This window comes from Arsenicibacter sp. R0_47 (assembly GCF_057652235.1).
Genome location: NZ_JBYFCJ010000003.1, coordinates 180,070 through 202,852 on the forward strand (window position 1 = coordinate 180,070; position 22,783 = coordinate 202,852).

The 22,783-nt window shown below is 51.6% G+C and carries 19 protein-coding genes; 13 read left to right on the forward strand and 6 right to left on the reverse strand.

Going from position 1 to position 22,783, the window contains the following annotated elements; genetic code table 11:
• Positions 1 to 27: 27 nt before the first annotated feature.
• The 4 genes from rfbB to AC23NW_RS06785 all read left to right on the forward strand — a co-directional run bounded on the left by rfbB (position 28) and on the right by AC23NW_RS06785 (position 4,848).
• Positions 28 to 1,092 (forward strand): dTDP-glucose 4,6-dehydratase, encoded by a 1,065-nt coding sequence (gene rfbB, locus AC23NW_RS06770; RefSeq protein WP_487448508.1) that lies wholly within the window; start codon positions 28 to 30, stop codon positions 1,090 to 1,092.
• A gap of 80 nt (positions 1,093 to 1,172) precedes the next feature.
• The gene (gene rfbA / locus AC23NW_RS06775; RefSeq protein WP_293845821.1) at positions 1,173 to 2,033 is read left to right on the forward strand and encodes a glucose-1-phosphate thymidylyltransferase RfbA; all 861 of its coding nucleotides are present in this window, start codon (positions 1,173 to 1,175) and stop codon (positions 2,031 to 2,033) included.
• Positions 2,034 to 2,106: 73 nt separating this feature from the next.
• Entirely contained in the window at positions 2,107 to 2,685 is a 579-nt protein-coding gene (locus AC23NW_RS06780) for a thioredoxin family protein (RefSeq protein ID WP_487448509.1), read from the forward strand.
• Between the two features lie 126 nt (positions 2,686 to 2,811).
• Positions 2,812 to 4,848, forward strand: a complete 2,037-nt coding sequence (locus AC23NW_RS06785; protein ID WP_487448510.1) for a M13 family metallopeptidase — start codon at positions 2,812 to 2,814, stop codon at positions 4,846 to 4,848.
• Between the two features lie 83 nt (positions 4,849 to 4,931).
• Here AC23NW_RS06785 and rnr read toward each other — a convergent pair whose 3' ends face one another.
• From rnr to lipB, 4 genes are all read right to left on the reverse strand, one after another.
• Positions 4,932 to 7,358, reverse strand: a complete 2,427-nt coding sequence (rnr, locus tag AC23NW_RS06790; RefSeq protein ID WP_293836534.1) for a ribonuclease R — start codon at positions 7,356 to 7,358, stop codon at positions 4,932 to 4,934.
• Positions 7,359 to 7,538: 180 nt separating this feature from the next.
• Positions 7,539 to 8,285 carry a 3'-5' exonuclease gene (locus AC23NW_RS06795; protein ID WP_293836536.1) on the reverse strand — a complete coding sequence of 249 codons (747 nt, stop codon included), beginning with the start codon at positions 8,283 to 8,285 and terminating at the stop codon, positions 7,539 to 7,541.
• Between the two features lie 90 nt (positions 8,286 to 8,375).
• A complete protein-coding gene (locus AC23NW_RS06800) occupies positions 8,376 to 8,792 on the reverse strand; it encodes a hypothetical protein (protein ID WP_487448511.1) in 417 nt (138 codons plus the stop codon).
• A gap of 24 nt (positions 8,793 to 8,816) precedes the next feature.
• Positions 8,817 to 9,560 (reverse strand): lipoyl(octanoyl) transferase LipB, encoded by a 744-nt coding sequence (gene lipB / locus AC23NW_RS06805; protein ID WP_487448921.1) that lies wholly within the window; start codon positions 9,558 to 9,560, stop codon positions 8,817 to 8,819.
• Positions 9,561 to 9,838: 278 nt separating this feature from the next.
• On the opposite strand from lipB, the gene AC23NW_RS06810 reads away from it, so the two are divergent.
• From AC23NW_RS06810 to AC23NW_RS06840, 7 genes are all read left to right on the forward strand, one after another.
• Positions 9,839 to 11,236: a serine hydrolase gene (locus AC23NW_RS06810; protein WP_487448512.1), complete on the forward strand. Its 1,398-nt coding sequence runs from the start codon at positions 9,839 to 9,841 to the stop codon at positions 11,234 to 11,236.
• Between the two features lie 187 nt (positions 11,237 to 11,423).
• Positions 11,424 to 11,855 (forward strand): hypothetical protein, encoded by a 432-nt coding sequence (locus AC23NW_RS06815; protein ID WP_293836542.1) that lies wholly within the window; start codon positions 11,424 to 11,426, stop codon positions 11,853 to 11,855.
• A gap of 219 nt (positions 11,856 to 12,074) precedes the next feature.
• Positions 12,075 to 12,782, forward strand: a complete 708-nt coding sequence (locus tag AC23NW_RS06820) for a MotA/TolQ/ExbB proton channel family protein (RefSeq protein WP_487448514.1) — start codon at positions 12,075 to 12,077, stop codon at positions 12,780 to 12,782.
• A 20-nt stretch (positions 12,783 to 12,802) separates the two neighbouring features.
• Entirely contained in the window at positions 12,803 to 13,195 is a 393-nt protein-coding gene (locus tag AC23NW_RS06825) for an ExbD/TolR family protein (RefSeq protein ID WP_293836545.1), read from the forward strand.
• 133 nt (positions 13,196 to 13,328) lie between these two features.
• Entirely contained in the window at positions 13,329 to 14,006 is a 678-nt protein-coding gene (locus tag AC23NW_RS06830; RefSeq protein WP_487448516.1) for an alpha/beta hydrolase, read from the forward strand.
• A gap of 150 nt (positions 14,007 to 14,156) precedes the next feature.
• Positions 14,157 to 15,563 carry a dihydrolipoyl dehydrogenase gene (lpdA, locus tag AC23NW_RS06835; RefSeq protein WP_487448517.1) on the forward strand — a complete coding sequence of 469 codons (1,407 nt, stop codon included), beginning with the start codon at positions 14,157 to 14,159 and terminating at the stop codon, positions 15,561 to 15,563.
• A gap of 164 nt (positions 15,564 to 15,727) precedes the next feature.
• A complete protein-coding gene (locus AC23NW_RS06840) occupies positions 15,728 to 17,098 on the forward strand; it encodes a M28 family peptidase (protein WP_487448518.1) in 1,371 nt (456 codons plus the stop codon).
• 41 nt (positions 17,099 to 17,139) lie between these two features.
• On the opposite strand, the gene AC23NW_RS06845 is transcribed toward AC23NW_RS06840, so the two are convergent.
• Complete coding sequence (locus AC23NW_RS06845; RefSeq protein ID WP_293836554.1) at positions 17,140 to 18,138, reverse strand: bifunctional heptose 7-phosphate kinase/heptose 1-phosphate adenyltransferase; 999 nt, start codon at positions 18,136 to 18,138, stop codon at positions 17,140 to 17,142.
• 427 nt (positions 18,139 to 18,565) lie between these two features.
• Between AC23NW_RS06845 and bioA the strand changes: the two genes are divergently transcribed.
• Together bioA and AC23NW_RS06855 are read left to right on the forward strand one after the other, a co-directional pair.
• Entirely contained in the window at positions 18,566 to 19,846 is a 1,281-nt protein-coding gene (bioA, locus tag AC23NW_RS06850; RefSeq protein WP_487448519.1) for an adenosylmethionine--8-amino-7-oxononanoate transaminase, read from the forward strand.
• Between the two features lie 66 nt (positions 19,847 to 19,912).
• A complete protein-coding gene (locus AC23NW_RS06855) occupies positions 19,913 to 21,187 on the forward strand; it encodes a PQQ-dependent sugar dehydrogenase (protein WP_487448520.1) in 1,275 nt (424 codons plus the stop codon).
• 69 nt (positions 21,188 to 21,256) lie between these two features.
• Here AC23NW_RS06855 and AC23NW_RS06860 read toward each other — a convergent pair whose 3' ends face one another.
• The gene (locus AC23NW_RS06860; protein WP_487448521.1) at positions 21,257 to 22,783 is read right to left on the reverse strand and encodes an ATP-binding protein; all 1,527 of its coding nucleotides are present in this window, start codon (positions 22,781 to 22,783) and stop codon (positions 21,257 to 21,259) included.

Here is a 22,783-nt window from a genome sequence, read left to right on the forward strand (position 1 = left end):
TTCAACTGACTTATATAACTGACCATCATGAAGAAGATTGTCATAACAGGAGGTGCAGGGTTTATCGGGTCGCATGTTGTGCGGCTGTTCGTTACCAAATATCCTGAATACCAGATCATCAACCTCGACAAGTTGACGTATGCCGGTAACCTGGCAAACCTGAAAGATATTGAACATGCACCAAACTACATGTTCGTTAAAGGCGATATTACGGATGCTGCCTTCCTGGACGGCCTGTTTACAGAACTACAGCCGGATGGTGTGATTCACCTGGCGGCTGAATCGCACGTAGACCGGTCGATTACCGATCCGATGTCCTTTGTAATGACCAACGTGGTCGGTACGGTAAACCTGCTCAATGCGGCTAAAAATGCCTGGAAAGCGGGCGAAACCGGTTTTGACGGCAAACGCTTCTACCATGTTTCGACGGATGAGGTATACGGCTCCCTGCATAACCCGGAAGATTTCTTTACGGAAGAAACATCGTATGACCCGCAGTCGCCGTATTCGGCATCAAAAGCGGCGTCTGACCATTTTGTACGGGCCTACGGCAATACCTACAAAATGCCGGTTGTGCTGTCGAACTGCTCCAACAACTACGGCCCGAATCATTTCCCTGAGAAGCTGATTCCGCTGATGATTCACAACATCTGCAACAATAAGCCGCTGCCGGTATATGGCAAAGGCGAAAACGTACGCGACTGGCTGTTCGTTGTTGACCACGCCCTTGCCATTGATACGATTTTTCATACCGGAAAAGACGGCGAGACCTACAATATCGGCGGCCATAACGAATGGAAGAATATTGATCTGGTACACTTATTGTGTAACATCATGGACCGGAAGCTGGATCGTCCGAAAGGCACATCGGCAGGGCTGATTACCTACGTAACTGACCGCGCCGGCCACGATCTGCGCTATGCGATTGACGCGGCCAAAATCCGGAGCGAACTGGGCTGGGAGCCTTCGCTGCAATTTGAAGAAGGTCTGGAAAAAACGGTCGACTGGTTCCTGAACAATCAGGACTGGCTCGATAACGTTACCTCCGGTGCCTACCAGAGCTATTATTCAGACATGTACGAAAACAGATAATTAATTGTGATTGAGTGACTGAATGAGTGACAGCGCCATTGGCCCACTCAATCATTCAGTCACTCAATCACTCAATCCTAATGAAAGGTATTATCCTTGCGGGGGGCTCAGGCACCCGGTTGCACCCACTGACGCTTGCAGTTTCGAAACAGCTGATGCCTGTTTACGACAAGCCGATGATCTATTACCCGCTGTCGATTCTGATGCTGGCGGGCATTAAAGACATCCTGATTATCTCAACCCCACACGACCTGCCTCACTTCGAGAAGCTGCTGGGCGACGGGTCACGGATCGGCTGCTCGTTCAGCTATGCCGTACAGCCAAGTCCGGACGGGCTGGCTCAGGCGTTTATCATCGGTGCCGATTTTATCGGGGATGATAAGGTTGCGCTGGTGCTGGGCGACAATATCTTCTACGGTTCCGGCCTGTCGAAACTGTTGCAGTCGAACAACGATCCGGAGGGCGGCGTGGTGTTTGCTTATCAGGTACATGACCCTGAGCGTTACGGTGTCGTTGAATTCGACAGCGATCACAATGTCGTGTCTATTGAAGAAAAGCCAACGGAGCCGAAGTCGAACTATGCGGTACCGGGCCTGTACTTCTACGACAACAATGTGGTAGAGATTGCGAAAAACATTAAACCGTCGCCGCGGGGCGAACTGGAAATTACGGATATTAACCGTGTGTATCTGGAGCAGGGCCGCCTGAAAGTAGGCGTACTTGACCGTGGTACGGCATGGCTCGATACGGGTACCTTCCAGTCGCTGATGCAGGCCGGGCAGTTTGTCCAGGTGATTGAAGAACGCCAGGGACTCAAAATCGGATGTATTGAAGAGATTGCCTACCGAATGGGCTTTATCGACAGCGACCAGCTTTGCGAAATTGCTAAGCCGCTGGTTAAAAGCGGTTATGGTCAGTATTTGCTGGGTCTGGTAAAATAGGTCCGGCATGGAACTTGTTCAATAGGTTATTACTTTTATAGCTATAAACACTGATTTACAAAACGCTGAGACCATGAACCGTCGTTTCATCATACTGGCAGCCTTTATTTTTTCTGTTGTCGGCCTGTTTTCGTTCCGCCAGGCACAGGAGCCTAAACCTGCGGAAAAGAAAATTCACTGGATGTCGATTAAAGAAGCATTCGAGGCAAGTCAGAAAAAACCGAAAAAGTTTGTGATCGATGTATACACAGACTGGTGCGGCTGGTGTAAGGTGATGGACCGGCAGACGTTTACGCAACCGGCTATTATTGACTATGTCAACGAAAACTACTACGCTGTGAAGCTGAACGCCGAGCAGAAAGAAGATATCGTGCTGGGACAGCGGACGTTTAAAACGCAGGGTAATAACCATGAACTGGCCATTGCCCTGCTGAACGGTCAGATGAGCTACCCGACAACGGTGTTTCTGAACGAAAAAATGGAAATGATCCAGCCGGTGCCGGGCTACCTGGAACCACGGGTTTTCCACCAGATTTCAACGTATTTCGGAGGCGGACACAATCAGAAAGAATCGTTTGATCAGTATAAGACGGGTACGTACGTAAAACAATATCAGCCGGCGATGCCAACCACGGCCCAGGCAGGTCAATAGCGTTTGACCAATAACTATAGTTCAAAGGGTTTAAAGCATTTCAGTCTACCAGGTAGATGGAGTGTTTTAAACCCTTTGTTTTTGGTGTAACTTTACAGAGAATACTAAATCACGTTTCATCACAACATGAAAAAACAACTGGCTATTTTGTCGGCCGTTGCGCTGGCCGGCAGTGTGCTGGCCACAACGCCGCCGAAAGCACCGAAAGCCCCTCAACGCAAGTTTATCGACCCGCAGAACATGGATATGAGTGTGCGTCCGGGCGATAACTTCTACCAGTACGCAAACGGTAACTGGCTGAAAAGTAATCCGATTCCTGCATCAAAAACATCCTGGGGTAGTTTCAATGAACTGCGGGAGAAGAGTGTTCAGGCCATGAAAGACCTGCTGGAAGGCGCCGGTAAAAACACAACCAAAGGGCGTTTGTATCAGATGGTCGGCGATTTTTACGCCAGCGGAATGGACAGTACTACCATCGACCGTAAAGGCTTTGACCCGATCAAGTCAGACCTTAGCCGCATTGAGCAGCTGGCCAATAAAGAAGCCGCACTGGATGAAATGGCGCTGCAACGGAAGCAGGGAAACGGCATGCTGTACGGCTTTTTCGTGTCGCAGGACCGTAAGAACGTAAGCAAGTACCTGCCGCAGCTGTCGCAGGGCGGTACTACATTACCGGATCGTGATTATTACCTGAAAAACGATCCGCGCAGCCAGAAAATCCGTGAGGCCTACCGCGATCACCTCACAAAAATGTTTGGTCTGGTTGGCGAGGAGCCAACAAAAGCGTCTCAGAATGCAGACATTATTCTGCGTTTTGAAACAGCACTGGCAAAGGCCCAGATGGCCCGTGTGGAGATGCGCGACCCATATAAAACCTATAACAAGTTTACCGTTACTGATTTCAGCAAGCAGACACCGCACATGAATTGGGCAGGCCTGATGCCGAAAATGGGTGTTAGCGGGCAGGATACCGTTCTGGTACAGAGTCCGGCGTTTTTCCGCTCGGTGGACAGTCTGCTGACGGCAACACCGATTGAAGACCTCAAGGTTTACATGCGCTGGAACATTGTAAAAGGTGCCGCACCGTATCTGAGCGACGCCTTTGTTAACCAGAACTTTGCATTTACGAAGGTGCTGACCGGCCAGAAAGAGCAGACGCCGCGCTGGCAGCGGATGAGCAGCCTGATCGACGGAACGCTGGGCGATATGCTGGGGCAGCTGTATGTGCAGCAGTACTTCAAGCCGGAAGCCAAACAGCGGATGATTACGCTGGTCGATAACCTCGAAGCATCGTTTAAGGAGCATATTCAGGCCCTGGACTGGATGAGTGAGGAAACCAAAAAACGGGCAACTAATAAGCTGGTATCGTTTAAGCGTAAAATCGGGTATCCGGACAAGTGGAAAAACTACGATGGCGTGGACATCAGCCGGAATGATTTCTTTGGCAATGTGAAGGCTGCCAGCAAGTGGTCGTACAACTACATGATTAACCGTCTGGGCAAGCCGGTCGACAAAACCGAATGGGGTATGACGCCGCCGACGGTGAATGCCTACTACAACCCCGTAAATAACGAAATCGCGTTCCCGGCGGCCATTCTCCAGTTCCCGTTCTTTGATGCGGAGGCAGATGATGCCGTAAATTATGGTGGTATCGGTGCCGTAATCGGCCACGAAATGACGCACGGATTTGATGACTCAGGCCGTCAGTACGATGCCGACGGGACCCTGCGTGACTGGTGGACGAAAGACGATGCCACGAACTTCAAGGAGCGCGCCGGTAAGGTCGAAGCACAATTCTTCGGCTTCAAAGTGCTGGATACGCTGGCCGTAAATGGTAAGCTGACCCTGGGCGAAAACCTGGCCGACCTGGGTGGCCTGGCCATTGCCTACGATGCGTTCAAGAAAACAAAACAAGGAAAGAGCAACACGAAAATCGACGGCTTTACACCGGATCAGCGCTTTTTCCTGTCTTGGGGCCAAATCTGGCGGATCAATGTATTGCCTGAGCAACAGGCACAGCTGATTCTGACCGACCCGCACGCCCCCGGCCAATACCGCTGTAACGGACCGATTTCAAACATGGATGTCTGGTATCAGGCGTTTAATGTGAAGCCGGGCGATAAGATGTATAAACCGAAAGAAGACCGGATTAAGGTCTGGTAGCAGGAGGAAAGGGGGAGCGCTGAGTGCGTAGGACCTTTGGTTCGGCCCCCGCCGCGATTGCGCGGCGGGGGCTTTTTTTATCGTTACCGGCGTTTCGCGCGGCGTTTCAGCTCTAATTTTGACGGTACTTTGGACTTTGGCCGTTCTGAACGGCCGCGCCCCTGGTAGCCACCACCTTCGGCATTGCTACGTTCTTTCGGTGCTTCTGTACGGTAAGGCTTACCTGTGCTGTCGCTGACGAGGTAGAAATCCATACTCCGGCGGGACAGGTTGGTTTCCTTCAGCCGCACAACCACTTTATCACCGAACGTAAAAATCCGCTTTGTCCGGCTGCCGATGATGCGGTAATTCTCCTTGTCGAACTCGTAATAGTCGTCGTTCAGGTCCTGCATCCGCACCAGTCCTTCGCAACTGTTTTCCGTGATTTCCACGAAAATACCGAATTCCGTTACGCCCGAAATAACCCCTTCAAAGGTTTGGCTGGTACCGATCCGGCTCATAAACTCCACCTGCTTGTATTTGATGCTGGCGCGTTCGGCCTCGGTGGCCAGTTTCTCCCGTTCCGACGAGTGTCGGCTTTTTTTCTCGTACTCTTCCGCATCAACGGGCTTGCCTTTGTCCAGATAGTGCTGCAACAAACGGTGAGCCATCATATCCGGATACCGGCGGATCGGCGAGGTAAAGTGCGAGTAGCGCCGGAAGGCCAGACCAAAGTGGCCCAGATCTTCGATGCTGTACCGAGCCTTCGACATGGTCCGGATCGCGAGTTGCTGAAGCATATGCTGCTCCGGCTTGCCTTCCAGTTCGTCCATGAATTTATTCATCGACCCGGAGATATGCTCGTCATCGACCCGGAGTTTATAGCCAAACCGGCGGGCAAAGTCGGCGAAGGTCCGCAGCCGGTCATCGTCCGGATTTTCGTGCACGCGGTATACCATCACGTTGGCATGCTCTTCATCGACGCCGCGCTTTTTCTTCGGCGACAGGCCATGTACAAACTCGGCAACCTCTTTGTTAGCCAGCAGCATGAATTCTTCGATCAGCTTATGGGCATCTTTCCGGATTTTCGGATACACCGCAATCGGCACGCCTTTTTCGTCGAGTTTAAATTTTACCTCAACGGTTTCAAAGTTGATCGCTCCGTGACGGAAACGCTCAGAGCGCAGTTTTTTGGCCAGATCATTCAGCAGCCGCAGCTCACCGACGTAATCACCGTTGCCGCTGTCGATTACTTCCTGGGCTTCTTCGTAGGCAAACCGGCGGTCGGAGTGAATAGCCGTCCGGCCAAACCAGCGGTTGACCACGCGGGCGTCGGGCGTCATCTCAAATACGGCCGAAAACGTCAGTTTATCTTCGTTCGGCCGGAGTGAGCACAGTCCGTTTGACAGTTTCTCGGGCAACATAGGCACCACACGGTCGACCAGATACACCGAGGTTGCACGCTTGTAGGCTTCCTCTTCGAGCAGCGAACCCGGTTTCACATAGTGCGTTACATCGGCGATGTGCACCCCGATTTCGAAATTGCCGTTGTCGAGATACTGAAACGACAGGGCATCGTCAAAGTCCTTCGCATCGACCGGGTCAATGGTAAAGGTGGTGATCCCGCGGAAGTCCCGGCGTTTGGCCAGATCGCGTTTGCTGATTTTGGTCGGTATCTGCTCCGCTTCGGCTTCAACGGCAGCCGGGAACGAAATTGGCAGACCGAATTCAGCCAGAATCGCGTGCATTTCGGTATCGTTCTGACCGGCCTGTCCCAATACCGTAATTACCTCACCTTCAAAACGGCTTTTTTTGCTGAATTGATCGGGGTATTTCGTCAGCCGGATAATTACCTTGTCGCCGTCGTTGGCCGCGCCGAGTTTATCTTTCGGAATATAAATATCGTCATACAGCTTTTTGCTGTCGGGCGAAATGATGCCGTAGGTTGGCCATACTTCGATCTGCCCGACAATTTCGGACCGGCCCCGTTCCAGGATTTCAGTTACCTTCCCTTCGGTCCGCTTGCGCGAACGGCCGCCCTGACCACTGCCATAGCGCATCACGCGGACCTTGTCGCCGTCGATGGCACCAGCCAGGTCGTCGGTCGATACCCAGATGTCGCTGTCACGGTCGGTCCGGTTTTCGGTCGGAACGATGTAGGCAAACTTCGCATTAACGTGGTCGACAGTGCCTTCGATGGTGGCTATCGATTCATTTGCTTTAAACGTGCCATCGTCCAGACGGCTCAGCACGCCTTCATCGGTAAGTTCGCCGATCAGGCCATGCATAATCAGCTTCATTTTCCGGTCGCCGACGCCAAAGTGGTCGAGTACCTGAAGCTGCGAAAACGATTCTTCGCTGTTGATCCGGAAAAAGGCCGCCAGATCATCTTTCATTTCATCAAGGAAGGAAACGGCCGCTTTCGGGCCACCGGCGCGTGGCCGGTCCTTGCCTGAACTACCGGCACTCTGTTCGCGCGAACGCCCCGACTGAGCCCGGTTGTATTGATTGTTTTTGGGTTTATTTCTCATTTACGTGTTGTGGTGTTGTTGTGTTCAGGCTGAATCCTGTGTCAATACGATGTGGGTGTGCGATAAAACAACAACGACCGGTATTACTGTGTTAAAAATCTGACATTGCGGAAAAGCAGCGGTATGGCTGCCGTTCCATTGTCTGTGCATACAAAAAACGGGCCTTTCGCCCGTCAACCATCAAAGTGCCCAGTCGGTATGAACGATATGGTTATCGTCGACCAGCGGGGCGCCGATCATGCGCAGGTAAACCTGAACGAGCATCGAAATGGAATCGCGGGTATATTGCCGGATGCGGTTCATGTCGTGATCCTGGTGGTAAACAAACGTGGTATCGTCGCCGGTCATGTCCAGTTGTTTGCCAGGAACATTGAGCGCCGCAGCCAGCAGGTCGAGCGGAACGTAGTGGCGGCTTTCGCCGAAGCGCCAGCGCTCCATCGTGTCCTGATGCGGAATGTCCCACGGCTTTTTACCGGCCAGCTGCAGGGCCGACGGCAGCGGGAAGCCGTTGATCATCAGCCGGCGGCAAACATACGGGAAATCGAATTCTTTGCCGTTGTGGGCACACAGAACGAGTTCGTTGGGGGGGTAACGATTGACGATCTGGAGAAACTCCTGCAAAATGCTTCGTTCATCATCATCGGCCAGCGTCTTGATTTTCAGATTGGGCTGGTCTGAGTCATCCCAATAGAGGCCACCGATGCCGATGCAGACAATTTTACCGAATTCGGCGTAGTGCGATGCGCGGTGATCGTACCAGTCTGAGGTAGTCCGGTTATCTTCACTACGAAAATATGCGGCTTTCTGTTCCCATTGGCGCTGTAAACGCGGACTTACCTGCTCAAAAGCCGGTTCGGCGGCCACCGTTTTGAGGTCAATGAATAACAGGTTTTTTAATTTTCGTTTCCAGGGAATAGGCTGTTGCATAGCTACTTCTCAATCCGGCGACAACGTTAGGTTCAGGGCTGTTGATTGGATCATCTTCTATCGCCGGACGCGCAAGCTGACCAACTCCGATCAATCGTGCAGAACCCCTTCAAGGCCCAGTGCGGGCACATCTCTCAGGTTTTCATCCACGATGCTATCTGGCACGAAGATAAACTTTTTGTCGAAAATCTGACCGTCAATGAAATAACTAACCCAATATTCATTATTCAGGTGAAATACATCCGGCGTAATGGTTTCAACGACCTGATATTCGCCCGCCTGTAGTTCCGGAAAAAAATGCCGGAGCGTTGAGGTCCGCTGGGCCTGATCGCCGGAAGTATCGTCTTTCGAGCTATATCCTTTCGAGGTCACAAAGATGTTCGTAATCGCAACCTTGTTATGGTTGATCAGAAACACCTGCCAGTCAAACTGGTCTAATTCGTTCTTCTTGCGGGCGATTACCACCTGGACTCCCGCAACGGGCGAAAAATCAATATCTTTTTTCATTCGTACTAGCTTATCAGTCGCTTCTTACCCTTGCTCTGCGGTTGCCTCAACCGGAGCAATCTCCATCCCGAACAGGTTGAGCAGGTGCCCCTGTAGTCTGGCCGTAACCTCACCAAGCGGCACCGGTTGGCCCAGTTCCTGCTCCATCGATGTAACGGCTTTATCGGCAATGCCGCACGGAACAATGTGGCTAAAATACGACAAATCGGTATTTACGTTCAAGGCAAATCCGTGCATGGTTACCCAGCGGCTGGCCTTTACACCCATCGCGCAGATTTTACGCGGGTTGACCTGCGCCTCGTGATCGAGCCAGACACCGGTCAGTCCGTCGATACGGCCGGCCGCAATGCCGTAATCGGCCAGGGTCAGGATAATGCCTTCTTCCAGCAAACGCATGTAGCGGTGAATGTCAGTGAAAAAGTTATCCAGATCCAGAATCGGGTAGCCAACCAGCTGACCCGGACCGTGGTAGGTAATGTCGCCGCCGCGGTTAATGCGGTAAAAGCGGGCACCGATGGTTTCCAGAAACGAGTCGTTGGCCAGCAAATGGTTTTCCTTACCGCTTTTGCCGAGTGTGTACACATGCGGGTGTTCACAAAAAAGCAGGTAGTTGGGCGTTTGCTGCTGATCGTCGGGCAGACTGTTGCGGTTGTGCACTTTCATCGCCAGCGTATCGGCAAAAAGAGCTTCCTGGTAGTCCCATGCCTGCTGGTAGTCAATGCTGCCCAGCTGCCGGATCTGTACAAGTTTATTCGGATAACTATTCATTTTTCGCAGAATGCGGGCATTACCCCACTCCGTATAAACACGAAAACCCGCCTGATCGTTCGGCAGGCCGGGCCTGCGCGGCCCGGCCTGCGCGGCTCGGCCTGCCACTTATCACGGCCAGTTACCGGTGATTCCATTTTTGTAACCACTCTGGGGTGGATGCTGTACCTTTATCGGATAATCATCATTGACAGGATTACCGGATTAACAGGATTCCTGTAATTCTGTAACTTCATCCTGTCCATCCTGTAATCCTGTCAAAAGAAAATTCCTGATTTATGAGAAAAATATATCTGTCTGCTATACTGCTATTTATCTCAGTAATAACCACGCTGGCGCAGAACACAGCGCTGGACTCCCTGACCAGGCTGTCCCGCAAATACCATAACACCCAACAACCGGATTCATTATATGCCCTGATGGGGGACGCGTTTCAGAAGCAGGTGCCTGCTGCCCAATTCCGTCAGATTTCTCAGACGTTGTGGACGCAGTTAGGCGAATGGCAGAAAGCGGATTATAAAACGACGGCGAACGGCGTGGCCAAATACGAAGCTACCTTCGCTAAAGCAATGCTTGACTTTTACATCAGCCGCGATGCGAAAGGGAAAATCGAGACGTTTTTGTTCCGGCCGCATCAGGCAGAAGTGCCGAAGGCAGCGGTTCTGCCGGTCGCTAATCCGATGCGTACAGCCCTCGATAAGGAAGTCGACGGCCTGGCCCGCCAGTATTTTGCCAAACAAAACGGTGCCGGAATGTCGGTTGGCGTTATCCGGAACGACAGCGTGTTTGTCTATCATTATGGGGAAACCAGTAAAGGAAGCGGACAACTGCCAAATGGGAATACGATATATGAAATCGGGTCAGTCAGTAAAACGTTTACGGGCACCATGCTGGCTGATGCCGTCCGGCGTGGTCTGGTGAAGCTGAGCGATCCAGTGAGCAAGTACCTGCCCGACTCAATTCCGGCTTTACAATATGCGGGTAAGCCGGTCACGCTGGTTCAACTGGCTAACCACACATCCGGTCTGCCACGGTTGCCGGATAATCTCTTCACGGCTAAAACAAATCAGACGAATCCGTATAAACACTATGACCGTGACGCGTTATTCAGCTACCTGAGGAAAGCAAAGCTGAAACCTGCCGGTACCTATGAATACTCCAATCTGGGCGTCGGCCTGCTGGGTACCGTGCTGGAAATTGTTAACAAACAGTCGTATGAGCAACTACTGGCGGCCGAAATCGCCAAACCACTTGGGTTAAGTCAGACAAAGCTGAACCTGGCCGGTGGAGATATCCGGCAGTTTGCGCAGGGACACGATGCCGGCGGGCATGCGGTATCGTCATGGGAGTTTCAGGCGCTGGCGGGTGCGGGCGGTATACGTTCCACGCTCAGTGATATGCTTCTGTACGTGAAGGCGGAACTCGCAAAGGGCGAAACGCCGCTCGGCAAGGACATGCAGCTGACACAGCAGATTACTTACAAAGGACAGCAAGAGGTAGGGCTGGGCTGGCACAAAACCCGCGATGGCTGGTATTGGCATAACGGACAGACGGGAGGCTATTCATCTTTTGCCGGTTTTTCGGCTGATAAGAAAGCGGCCATTGTTGTGCTGACCAACAGCACCGCCGAATTAGACCCGACAGCGTGGGCGCTGGCAAAGTGGCTCACAAAATAAACTATAGGCCGATTTAAACGCTTTGCCCTGATTCAGGGTCTTTTACATGAAGATACGGGAGCGTTATGCCTCTACCGTCAATTTATTGTAAATGTCTGACAGCCTGAGCTGTTAAAAAAGCTTAATCATGTATTAATAAAACGGGTATCTGTTAACTTTCGGACGTAATCTAAACCGGGTTGAAACCATGAAAAAGGAACTACTTCTGGGTCTTTCCATTGTATTTATGGGCTGCCAGCCCGACAAGGATATTACACCTGATCATGCGGCGTTGTCGGCCGAAGTAAAAGGCAATTACCAGACCAACAGCTTTCTGGATTTCCGCTGCATTGCCCTGTCGGCCGATCAGCTGCCGAAAGCCGATGTAAAGGCCCAGTCAGACAGCCAGATTACGATTGTACTGCACCAGTACTACCCTGATAAGCAGGATGTCAGTTTACAGAATGTGCTGCTTTCGCGGCAGACCGACAACAGCATTCAACTCACGCACAACGGCGAGGCCATCGGCACGTTTCAGCAGGACCGGATCTTTACCAGTTCGGGCATGGAAACGACCGGGAATGTGCTGCGCGTAAATAAGGCAGGTTCCGCGCCAATGGTCTTTGTCGGCTACAAATAAACCCCGTTTTTAAACGAATTACCCCTTTCCGGAGTTACCCCAGCAGGGCAAGCCAGTAGTATTGCCTGATTTTTGGCGCGATAACGGGCCGTAATGACATGAGTAAGCATGTCGTTTTAACGGCCTTTGTTATCTTTGGCAACAATATTGAACAGAGGCTACTCGTTTACAAGCGAGATGCTGTATATCAAGTCGTTCTAAACTCCGAATTCTCAACAGATGATTTTGCTTCAGGTTCCAGCCGTCGATACCACTGCTACATCTGCGGCCGCCACCGGTGCCGCGCAACCGCAAAGCCTGCAACTTTTCGATTTAGCTGCCAAAGGGGGCTGGGTAATGATTCCGATTTTGCTGCTGTTTTTAGCAGCTTTGTATATTGTAATTGAACGTGTTTTGCTGATTCGCAGCCAGACACGTATCGACGACGGGTTCGTTGATAACGTGAAGGATATGGTGCTGCAGGGGAATATAAAGTCGGCAGAGTCGTTCTGTAAAAACCAGCGTACGTCGATTGGCCGCGTATTCGAGAAAGCCGTTGGCCGTATCGGTGCCCCGATTAAGGATATTGAGAGCACCATCGAAACGGTGGCTCAGATTGAAATCGGCCGTCTGGAGCGTAATCTGGGGTATCTGGGTCTGATCGCCGGTATTGCGCCGATGCTCGGGTTTATCGGTACGATCTCGGGTATCATCCGGATTTTCTACGACATTTCGCTGTCAGACAACATCAGCGTAGGGATTATTGCCGGTGGTCTGTACGAAAAAATGATCACGTCGGGCTCGGGTCTGATTGTCGGGGTTATCGCCTATACAGGCTACCACCTGCTGAACATGATGATCGAGAAATTTACGCTGAAGCTCGAAATGAACGCGTTTGAGTTTCTGGAAGTATTGCAGAAACCACAGGAGTCGGTCCGGATGCGTTAATCAGGCTTTTCTTTTATCGTATGAAAATTCGCAGAAAAAATAAATTTGCGGCAGAAGTAGCCACGTCGTCTCTGAACGATATCATGTTCTTCCTGCTGCTTTTCTTCCTGATTATTTCGACGGTTGCCAACCCCAATGTCATCAAGTTGATGTTGCCTAAAGCCTCGTCGTCGCAGCAGCTGAGTAAGAAGCAGGTGACGTTGTCGGTGGATGCCAATAAGCAGTATTTTATTGACAAACAGCCGGTGTCGCCGGCCAATCTGGAAGCCGAACTGCAAAGCATTATGGCCGGTATTCAGGAACCAACCGTAGTGGTGCGTTTCGATAAATCCCTGACGGTACAAGACCTGGTCGATGTATTGCAGACGGGTGCCAAACTGAATATCAAAATGGTCATGGCGACCTCAAAATAACCCATATTGGTTCCGGTAAAAAGGCTTGTTCCTGAAAAGGGCAAGCCTTTTTGCTTTTCCGGCTTATTTGTCCGGCTATGGCCGGAACCGGCAAAATCATTTACTTTACCCCGCAAATTCTTTACGCTTTACAGTGATTCGTATCGTTTTTATTCCCGGCTATACCGAAGATCCGTCAATTTTTGACGCTTTAGTACCTTTATTGCCAACTCACCAGGCACTCCGGATTTCCAATCAGGAAGAACTCGCTGCGGGTTTCGCTGGTAAGTCGCCCGATGTTGTCGGGTATGCTGCGTATCTCGCAAAGAAGTATGCCATTCAGGAGCGGGACATCGTAATCGGCCATTCGATGGGGGGCTGGGTTGGTATTCATCTGAAGCAGCAGACGGGGTGTAAGGCTATTCTGGTAGGGTCGTTTACGGATCCGGGGAAAGTGCGGATGCCTTACCAACAGCCCTGGCTGCTGAAGGCGCTGACCTGGCTGGGCGTTATACAGGGTCGCAGGCTCAATAAAACCTTTAAAAAGCTCTACCCGCACGACGAATCCAGAGCTTTATACACATCTTTGCTGGACCGGTTGCCGGCGTTTAGCCGGCGTTACGTCTGGCAGCAGCTGAAGTTGATTTTTTCGCCTGTACCGGCGCTCACGATTTCGCCGGATATACGGATTCATGCGCGGCGGGATAACGTGGTGAAATACCCCGACGAGGCGTATGTACAGGTAGCCGGTGATCACTTTTCAGTCCTTTTTCACGCGGCCGAAGTGGCTGCCCCGATTCAGGCATTTATGCAGGCCGTCAGGCCCGCGTAACACGGTAGGGAGAATATGAGGAAAAAAAGCCAACATATGGTGTTTGTCAACGATTTCTCCCCAACTTTGTACCGCCAACCGACTGGCTGCGAAATGTTCTTACAAAAAGTATTGTTATCGCAATATCGCTACTAATTAGATTTAGTTTTCATGGAAACGCAATACGACGTTATCGTAATCGGCTCCGGGCCGGGTGGCTATGTAGCCGCTATTCGTTCTGCACAATTAGGCTTGAAAACGGCCATTATTGAGAAATACAAAACGCTGGGTGGCACCTGCCTGAACGTAGGTTGTATCCCGTCGAAAGCGTTACTGGATTCATCGGAGCATTACCACAACGCGGCTCACACCTTTGCTGAGCATGGCATTAAACTGAATGACCTGCAGGTTGACCTGGCCCAGATGATCAAGCGGAAGCGCGGTGTTGTCGATGCCAATGTGCAGGGGATTCAGTTCCTGATGAAGAAAAATAAAATTGATGTACATCAGGGCCTCGGCTCATTTGTGGATGCCCATACCATTAAGGTGACCCCTTCGGAAGGAGAGGTCAAAACCATTACGGGTAAGAACATTATCATCGCTACGGGCTCAAAACCTTCGTCGTTCCCGTCGATGCCTATCGATAAAAAACGGGTGATTACCTCAACCGAAGCGCTGGAACTACAGGAGATTCCAAAACACCTGATCGTTATCGGTGCCGGTGTAATCGGTGCGGAACTGGGTTCGGTTTATGCGCGTATCGGGTCGAAAGTGTCGTTTGTTGAATTTGCCGACTCGATGATTCCGACGATGGATAAAACCATGGGTAAGGAATTACAGAAGGCGGTTAAAAAACTGGGCTGCGATTTCTATTTCAGCCACAAGGTGACAAGTGTTGAAAATACCGGCGAAGGTGTTGTGGTGAAAGCCGACAACCCGAAAGGCGAGCAGATCACGCTGGAAGGCGATTACTGTCTGGTGTCGGTGGGCCGTCGTCCCTACACGGATGGCCTGAATCTGGAAGCTGCCGGTCTGGCAACGGATCAGCGGGGTAAGGTAGAGGTAAATGACCACCTGCAAACCAAAGTGCCGCACATCTATGCCATCGGCGACGTAATCCGTGGCGCGATGCTGGCGCACAAGGCCGAAGAAGAAGGTGTTTATGTAGCCGAGACGATTGCCGGTCAGAAACCGCACGTTAACTACCACCTGATTCCGGGCGTCGTCTATACGTGGCCGGAAGTGGCCAGCGTTGGCTATACCGAAGAAGAACTGAAAGGACAGGGCAAAACGTACAAAGTGGGTTCGTTCCCATATAAAGCGCTGGGTCGCGCCCGCGCCAGTATGGACCTCGATGGTCTGGTAAAAGTATTAGCCGATAAAGAGACGGATGAAATTCTGGGCGTGCACATCATTGGTGCCCGTGCAGCGGATATGATTGCCGAAGCGGTGATTGCGATGGAGTTCCGGGCGTCTGCCGAAGACGTTGCGCGTTCGTCACACGCTCACCCGACCTATACCGAAGCGGTGAAGGAAGCCTGCCTGGCGGCCACCGAAAACCGCGCTATTCACATGTAGTGGTAGCAGGAGCCGAACGCGGAGAGGCAGCCCATCGGGCTGCCTCTCCGCGTTTTCAGGCAATATGAAGTCAATTTATCGGCAGTCCGCAGCGCGGAACCCTTAAATTTCCGTATTTTCCGGCTTCGCTTGATGCGACCTGAAACATTCATCAAAACGCTGACATGAAGAACGTTCTATCCCTGATGCTGGGCCTGACTGTGGGCCTGGCACATGCACAATCCCAACAGGCCGATTCGGTATTTATCCGGAAAATCTACGACGAAACTCTGGCACGCGGTAAGTCCTACGAGTGGCTGCGTGAACTGACCAAACAGGTTGGCCCGCGGCTGAGTGGTTCGGAGGGGGCGAAAAAAGCCGTTGTCTGGTCAAAGGAACTGATGGAAAAAGAGGGGTTTGACCGGGCGTTTCTGCAGGATGTGATGGTGCCGCACTGGGTACGCGGGGCGAAGGAAGAAGCCTATATCCGCTCGGGTAAGCAAAAACTGGCCGTACCGGTTGCGGCGCTCGGGGGTTCGGTAGCGACACCGCCAAAAGGTATCGAAGCCCAGGTGGTAGAGGTGAAAAATGTAGCCGAACTGGAGAAACTGGGTACGGCGGGCGTCAAGGGTAAAATCGTGTTCTTTAACCGCCCGATGGACCCCACAAAAATCAATACGTTCGAGGCCTATGGCGGAGCCGTTGACCAGCGGGCCAACGGAGCAACATTTGCGGCGAAGTTCGGTGCAGTCGGCGCCATTATCCGGTCCATGACTACATTGCTCGACGATGTTCCGCACACCGGCAGCATGCGCTATGGCACCGGTGTGCCCCTGATCCCGACGGCGGCCATCAGCACCAACGGGGCCGAAAAGCTCAGTTCACTGCTGAAAGAGAATCCGTCGCTGACGTTTTTCCTGAAACAAAACTGTGAGTCATTACCCGATGCGCCCTCGCATAACGTAGTTGGTGAAATTAAGGGTACGGAGCAACCGGACGAAATCATTGTCGTTGGCGGGCACCTCGATTCGTGGGATCTGGCCGAAGGCGCTCACGATGACGGCGCGGGTTGTGTGCAGTCCATCGAAGTATTGCGCGTTCTGAAAGCACTGGGTTACAAGCCGAAGCGTACGCTGCGGGCGGTTATGTTCATGAATGAAGAAAACGGCCTGCGGGGCGGGATCGGGTATGCCGACTACGCAAAGAAAAATAATGAAAAACACCTCGCCGCGGTCGAGTCGGATAACGGTGGATTTACGCCGCGCGGCTTCGGCATTGTCGGTACGGCCGACCAGAAAAAGAAGGTAATGGGCTGGAAAGAGCTTCTGGCGCCGTACGGTTTGCAGGAAATCGGTCCGGGCGGCGGTGGTGCCGATATTGGCCCGCTGGCACAGCAAGGAACGGCCTTATTCGGGTTCAAACCGGATTCGCAGCGGTATTTCGATATTCACCACACGGCGGTTGACCGCTTCGAGGCCGTCAATAAACGGGAACTTGAATTAGGTGCCGCCTCGATGGCCGCGCTGATTTATCTGCTGGACAAATACGGTTTATAATAATCAAAAGGGCCGTGGCAAGTAATCGCCACGGCCTTTTTTTATGCCCATAGCTGGGCGGCTTCTTCTTTCAGTAAGGCTTTATCAATCGGCACAACCCCCAGTGATTCACACACCAGCCCGCCGCCGAGGTTCGATAAACCGGCAATGATGTGGGGCGGTTGACGCAAGGCTACGCAACAGGCTGCAATACTGATAACCGTATCCCCTGCACCCGATACATCGGCAATTTTGCGTAAATGGGCCGGCAGATGGTGCTTCTCTCCGTTAAAGTCAATAAACACACCGCGTTCCGAAAGCGTGATTAACGCTCCTTTTACGCTCATTTGCGCTTTCAGCTGCGTAACCACCGCCTGAAACTCACCGGCGTTATCGACATCAAAGTCTACCTTCAGGCCTTCGCGCAGCTCTTTCAGATTTGGTTTGAAGAGGGTCGTGTAATGGTAATCAAGGAAGTTCCGTTTCTTTGGGTCCACAACTGTCGGCACATTATGCTCGTTGGCGAAGGCCGTGATTTCGGCGATAGCTTCCTTGCCCAGCACACCTTTATCGTAATCTTCAAAAATAATGACATGGCAGGAAGGGATCAGCTCTTTCGCTTTTGCAATCAGCTGGCTGCGCTCCTGCACCGTAATCGCCTTATCCGTTTCAGTATCCACACGGACAACCTGCTGTGATCCGGCAATGATGCGTTCTTTAATGGTGGTAATGCGGGATTCGCTCCGGATCAGGCCATCGCAGTTCAGGCCGCGGTCGCAGAGCTGACCGACCAGCATATCACCCGGCCCGTCGGTACCGATAACAGAGCAGATGATGGCTTCGGCGCCAAGAGCCTGTACATTTAATAAGACGTTACCGGCACCACCCAGCCGCAGTTCCCGGCTCTGTACATTAACGACAGGCACGGGTGCTTCCGGTGAAATACGCTCAACTTTGCCCCAAACGTATGAATCGAGCATTACATCGCCAATAATCAATACGCGTAATGAGTCGAACGCTGTGAATAACTCATCCACGGTCATATCTAAAACCGGATTCATAGGTTACCTGCTGATTGGTTGGATGACATGCTTCGGTTAATGTCATGAAGTATGTCGTTGTATTCTGAATTTATCCTGCAAAGTAACAAAACAACCTGCGAATTTACGCACCTTCCTTTCTGAATGGTCATTTGACGGGCAGCGTTGTATCTTTGCCGGTAAATTTTCAGGACAGGGTTAACACAGATAAAAAGCAGTCTGATAATTATCGGATAAAGTTTTACTACATAGCCACATAGAACCATAAGAGATAAAATTCTTTGTTTATCTATGAGCCTATGTGGTAAATAAAAAAATGGCAGTCATATCGCTAAGAAACCGGATACTGTCAACTTCCTGCAGGATCAATAGGGAGGCGGTATGAGCGAAGAATTACAGATTGTTTTTCGGAAAGGTTCGATCCTGTCTGACTGATAACAGAAGAAGAATGGAACACAATACTTCGTTAGCTCAACGTGATCAGGCCGTTATCTGGCACCCGTTTACCCAGATGCAGACGGCACCGCTGCCGGTTCCGATTGTCCGGGGCAAAGGCTCGGTCTTATATGGCGAAGACGGCCGGGAATATCTGGACATTGTTTCGTCGTGGTGGGTCAGTATTCACGGCCATGCGCATCCCTATATCGCCGAAAAGGTATCGGCGCAGCTGATGCAGCTCGAACACGTTATTTTCGCCGGGTTTACCCATGAGCCCGCTGTACGGCTGGCCGAACGGCTGCTGCCCATACTGCCGGACAATCAACGCAAGGTCTTTTATTCTGATAACGGATCAACGGCCGTGGAAGTGGCGCTCAAAATGGCGTTTCAGTACTGGCATAACCTCGGCAAACCACGGCGCAAGGTGGTGGCCTTTCACGACGCCTACCACGGCGATACGTTCGGGGCCATGGCGGTAGGTGGGCGGAGTGCCTTCACTGCCCCATTTGTGCCGTTTTTGTTCGATGTCGAGTATTTGCCGACACCCGTGCCTGGTCAGGAAGACGCCGTGCTGGCACAGGCCGAGGCCTTATTCAGCGACGAGGTTGCGGCCTTTATTGCCGAACCGCTGGTGCAGGGAGCAGGCGGTATGATTATGTATAGCCCCGACGTGCTGGATCAGCTCATGGCCATTGCGCACCGGCATGGGGCGCTGGTCATTGCCGATGAGGTAATGACTGGTTTTGGCCGGACGGGCAAGCTGTTTGCCTCACACTACCTGACCCGACAGCCTGATATGATGTGTTTGTCAAAAGGATTGACCGGCGGGACAATGGCACTTGGTATTACCACCTGTACGCAGGCGATTTACGACGCATTTTTGTCGGAGAGTAAATTCAAAACGCTTTTTCACGGGCATTCTTTTACGGCTAACCCCGTGGCCTGTGCGGCGTCGCTGGCAAGTCTGGATATTTTGTTATCTGATGAAACACAAGCTAATATTCAGCGGATTGCGGATTGTCATGCGGCGTTTATCAGCCGGTTAGTGCACTATGCGGCGGCGACGGCCATCCGGCAGCGGGGTACGATTCTGGCCTTCGACCTGAATACGGGAGAAAGCACGTCGTATTTCAGCAACATCCGCGATTATGCCTACCAGTTTTTGCTGGATCGCGGCGTGATTATGCGTCCGTTGGGGAATGTACTTTATTTTATGCCGCCCTATTGCACTACAGACGATCAACTCGCCTACGCCTATGCACAGGTGGAGGAATTGCTGAAGACGCTATAGTATTTTTTGCCGGTGAACGGCTTATTCTGAAAGTAAACAAAAACGATTCGTTTATTTACCCTTACCATGAATAAGTCATTCATCTGGCTGGCAGTTGCGCTGGCTCCTCTCTGCCTGACGGCCGGCCCTCAGAAACCCAAAAAAATTGATGGCTCTGAGGTCAAAGTGCCCGCCGGTTTCACGGCCAAACTGATTGCCGAAGACGTTGGTGCCGCCCGTCATATGGTGGTCAGCAAAACAGGTGACATCTATGTAAAACTGGCAAAAGTAAAAGATGGCAAAGGCGTTTACCGGCTGCGGGATACGGACAAAGACGGCGTGATCGACGAACGGACCGGTTTCGGCGATTATCCGGGAACGGGCATTTTCCTCAAAAACGGCTATTTGTACACCTCATCGAACACGTCGGTATATCGCTATAAACTCAACGCCAGTGAAGAAGTGATCGCGCCCGATCAGCCCGAACTGCTGGTATCGGGGTTGCTGGCCAAGGGGCGGGATGAGTCGAAGTCGCTTGCCGTTGACAATCAGAATAATGTTTATGTAAACGTGGCTTCCTGGAGCGATGCGTGTCGTGAACAAGGTACCGGCAAAGGCATGATGCCATGCCCGCTGCTCGACTCGGCTGCGGCCATCTGGCGCTTCAAGGCGAACGTAACCGGCCAGACCTATGCAAACGGCACCCGCTTTGCTACCGGCCTGAAAAACGTGGTAGGCCTCGACTGGAACACAAAAACCAATTCGCTGTTTGTGATGCAGCACGGACGGGGCAAGTTCCATGATTTTTACCCGCAGTACTATACGCCGAAGCACAGCGAAGAACTGCCGGCCGAAACCATGTATGAAGTCCGTCAGGGCGACGATGCCGGGTGGCCGTATATCTATTACGATCACAAGCAGAAAAAGAAAATGCTGGCTCCGGAGTACGGAGGTGACGGAAAGAAAACCGCCGGCGAAAAAGCCATCAACCCGGTTGCTGCCTTTCCGGCGCACCTTGGCCCGAATGGCCTGCTGTTCTATACCGGCACCATGTTTCCCGAAAAGTACCGCAACGGCGCGTTTATTGCCTTCCACAGCCAGTCGCCGGAGCTGCACAAAGGCTACCTGGTAGCGTTTGTACCGTTTAAAAATGGTAAGCCTGCGGGCGAATGGGAAATCTTCGCCGATAACTTTGCGGGTACGGATCTGGTAAAGCCAACCGGACCTATACAGCATCGTCCCTGCGGGCTGGCGCAGGGGCCGGATGGTTCACTGTACGTATCAGATGATATGAACGGGGCCATTTTCCGGATCAGCTACCAGTCGGGTAAGCCAACAGCGGCCTTACCTAAGAAAAAATAACTTCTCTTATCATAACACTAACGCCCTGCTCCGGTCATGAAGCAGGGCGTTAGTGTTATGACAATACGATCAGGCTGCCGGTTGCCGGTGGCGTAACAACTTCTGAAATAAATCCCGTGGGTTGAAGGGCTTAGTGACGTAATCGCTGATTCCGGATAGAATGGCGCGGTCGTGATTGCTGAAGGTTGCCGATGCCGTAAGGGCAATAATAGGAATGGTTTTATTGACTGCCCGGATGCGCTCCGTGGCCGTATAGCCGTCCATAACCGGCATCTGAAGGTCCATCAGAATAATATCATACGTGTTGGCCATGAACTTGTCAAGGCCGATCTGCCCATTCTCTGCAACGTCGACGTCAACACCCCATTTGGTGAGGAATTTTACGGCAACCTCTACATTGAAGGGATAGTCTTCGACCAGTAATATCTTGACACCTTTCAGGCTATTGTCGTCCAGCATATCCCGCCGGATATTGACTTGCTGTTCCTGTTTGGCGCCAATCGGGAAGTTAATTGTGAAGTAGAACTTGGCGCCTTTACCTTCCTCACTCTCCAAATGGATATTACTGCCGTGCATTTCGAGTAGCCGGCGGGTAATGACCAGGCCAAGACCGGTACCACCGAATTTGCGTGTAGTTGCCGAGTTTGCCTGAGTAAACATCTCGAAGATACTCTGGTGTTTTTCCGGAGCAATGCCAATACCAGTATCCTTGACCGAAATGTATACTTCAGCGTGGGTGGCGGTTTGCTTTTGGAGCGATAGCTCAATGGTAATGGTACCGTCGTGTGTAAACTTTATTGCATTCGAAACTAAATTTGAGAGGACCTGACTGATTCGGAGCGAATCCCCGATGACCGTTTCCGGAATGTCATCATCGACCATGAGCCGGATGCGGTTGCCGTTTTCTGCCGCCTTCAGCTGCTGGGCCTGCTTAATATTTGATACGAGCTGTTTTAATTCGAAAGATGTAGCTTCCAGCTCGACTTTACCGGCTTCGATCTTACTGAAATCAAGGATATCATTGATGAGCGCATGCAGATGCTCAATCGAAAACTGAAGAGTTTTCAGATTTTCGGCAATATTAGGCGGTACTTCTTCCTGCGCCATCAGGTAGGTCATACCGACGATACCGTTGAGCGGTGTCCGGATTTCGTGACTCATCATCGACAGGAAGTCTGACTTGGCTTGTGTTGCTTTTTCTGCTTCTTCCTTAGCAGCCCGCAGTTCGCTTTCAATCTTTTTGCGGTGTTCAATCTGCTGCTGCAGGTATTCAACCAGACCGACCAGATTCTCCGAATTGAAATTCGGGCTCTGCGTATCTTCCGGCTTCTCAATGGAATGAATGGCCTCAACCAGTTTTTCGACAGACTGCCTGCGCTGGTTAATTTCTTCCTTCAGCTTCTGATTGATCTCTGCGTACTCCCGCTCGTTCAGATACGATGAGTGTTCAAACAGTTCTTTGTCGCGGTCAAAATTTTTATATGATTCGCTGATCGACTTAATGAAGAGTTGAACACCTTCATTATCAAGACAGTCGCCGCTTAAATACTTGTTGATCTGACGGGTCAGAAGCTTATGCAGGCCCTGGGTTTCCAT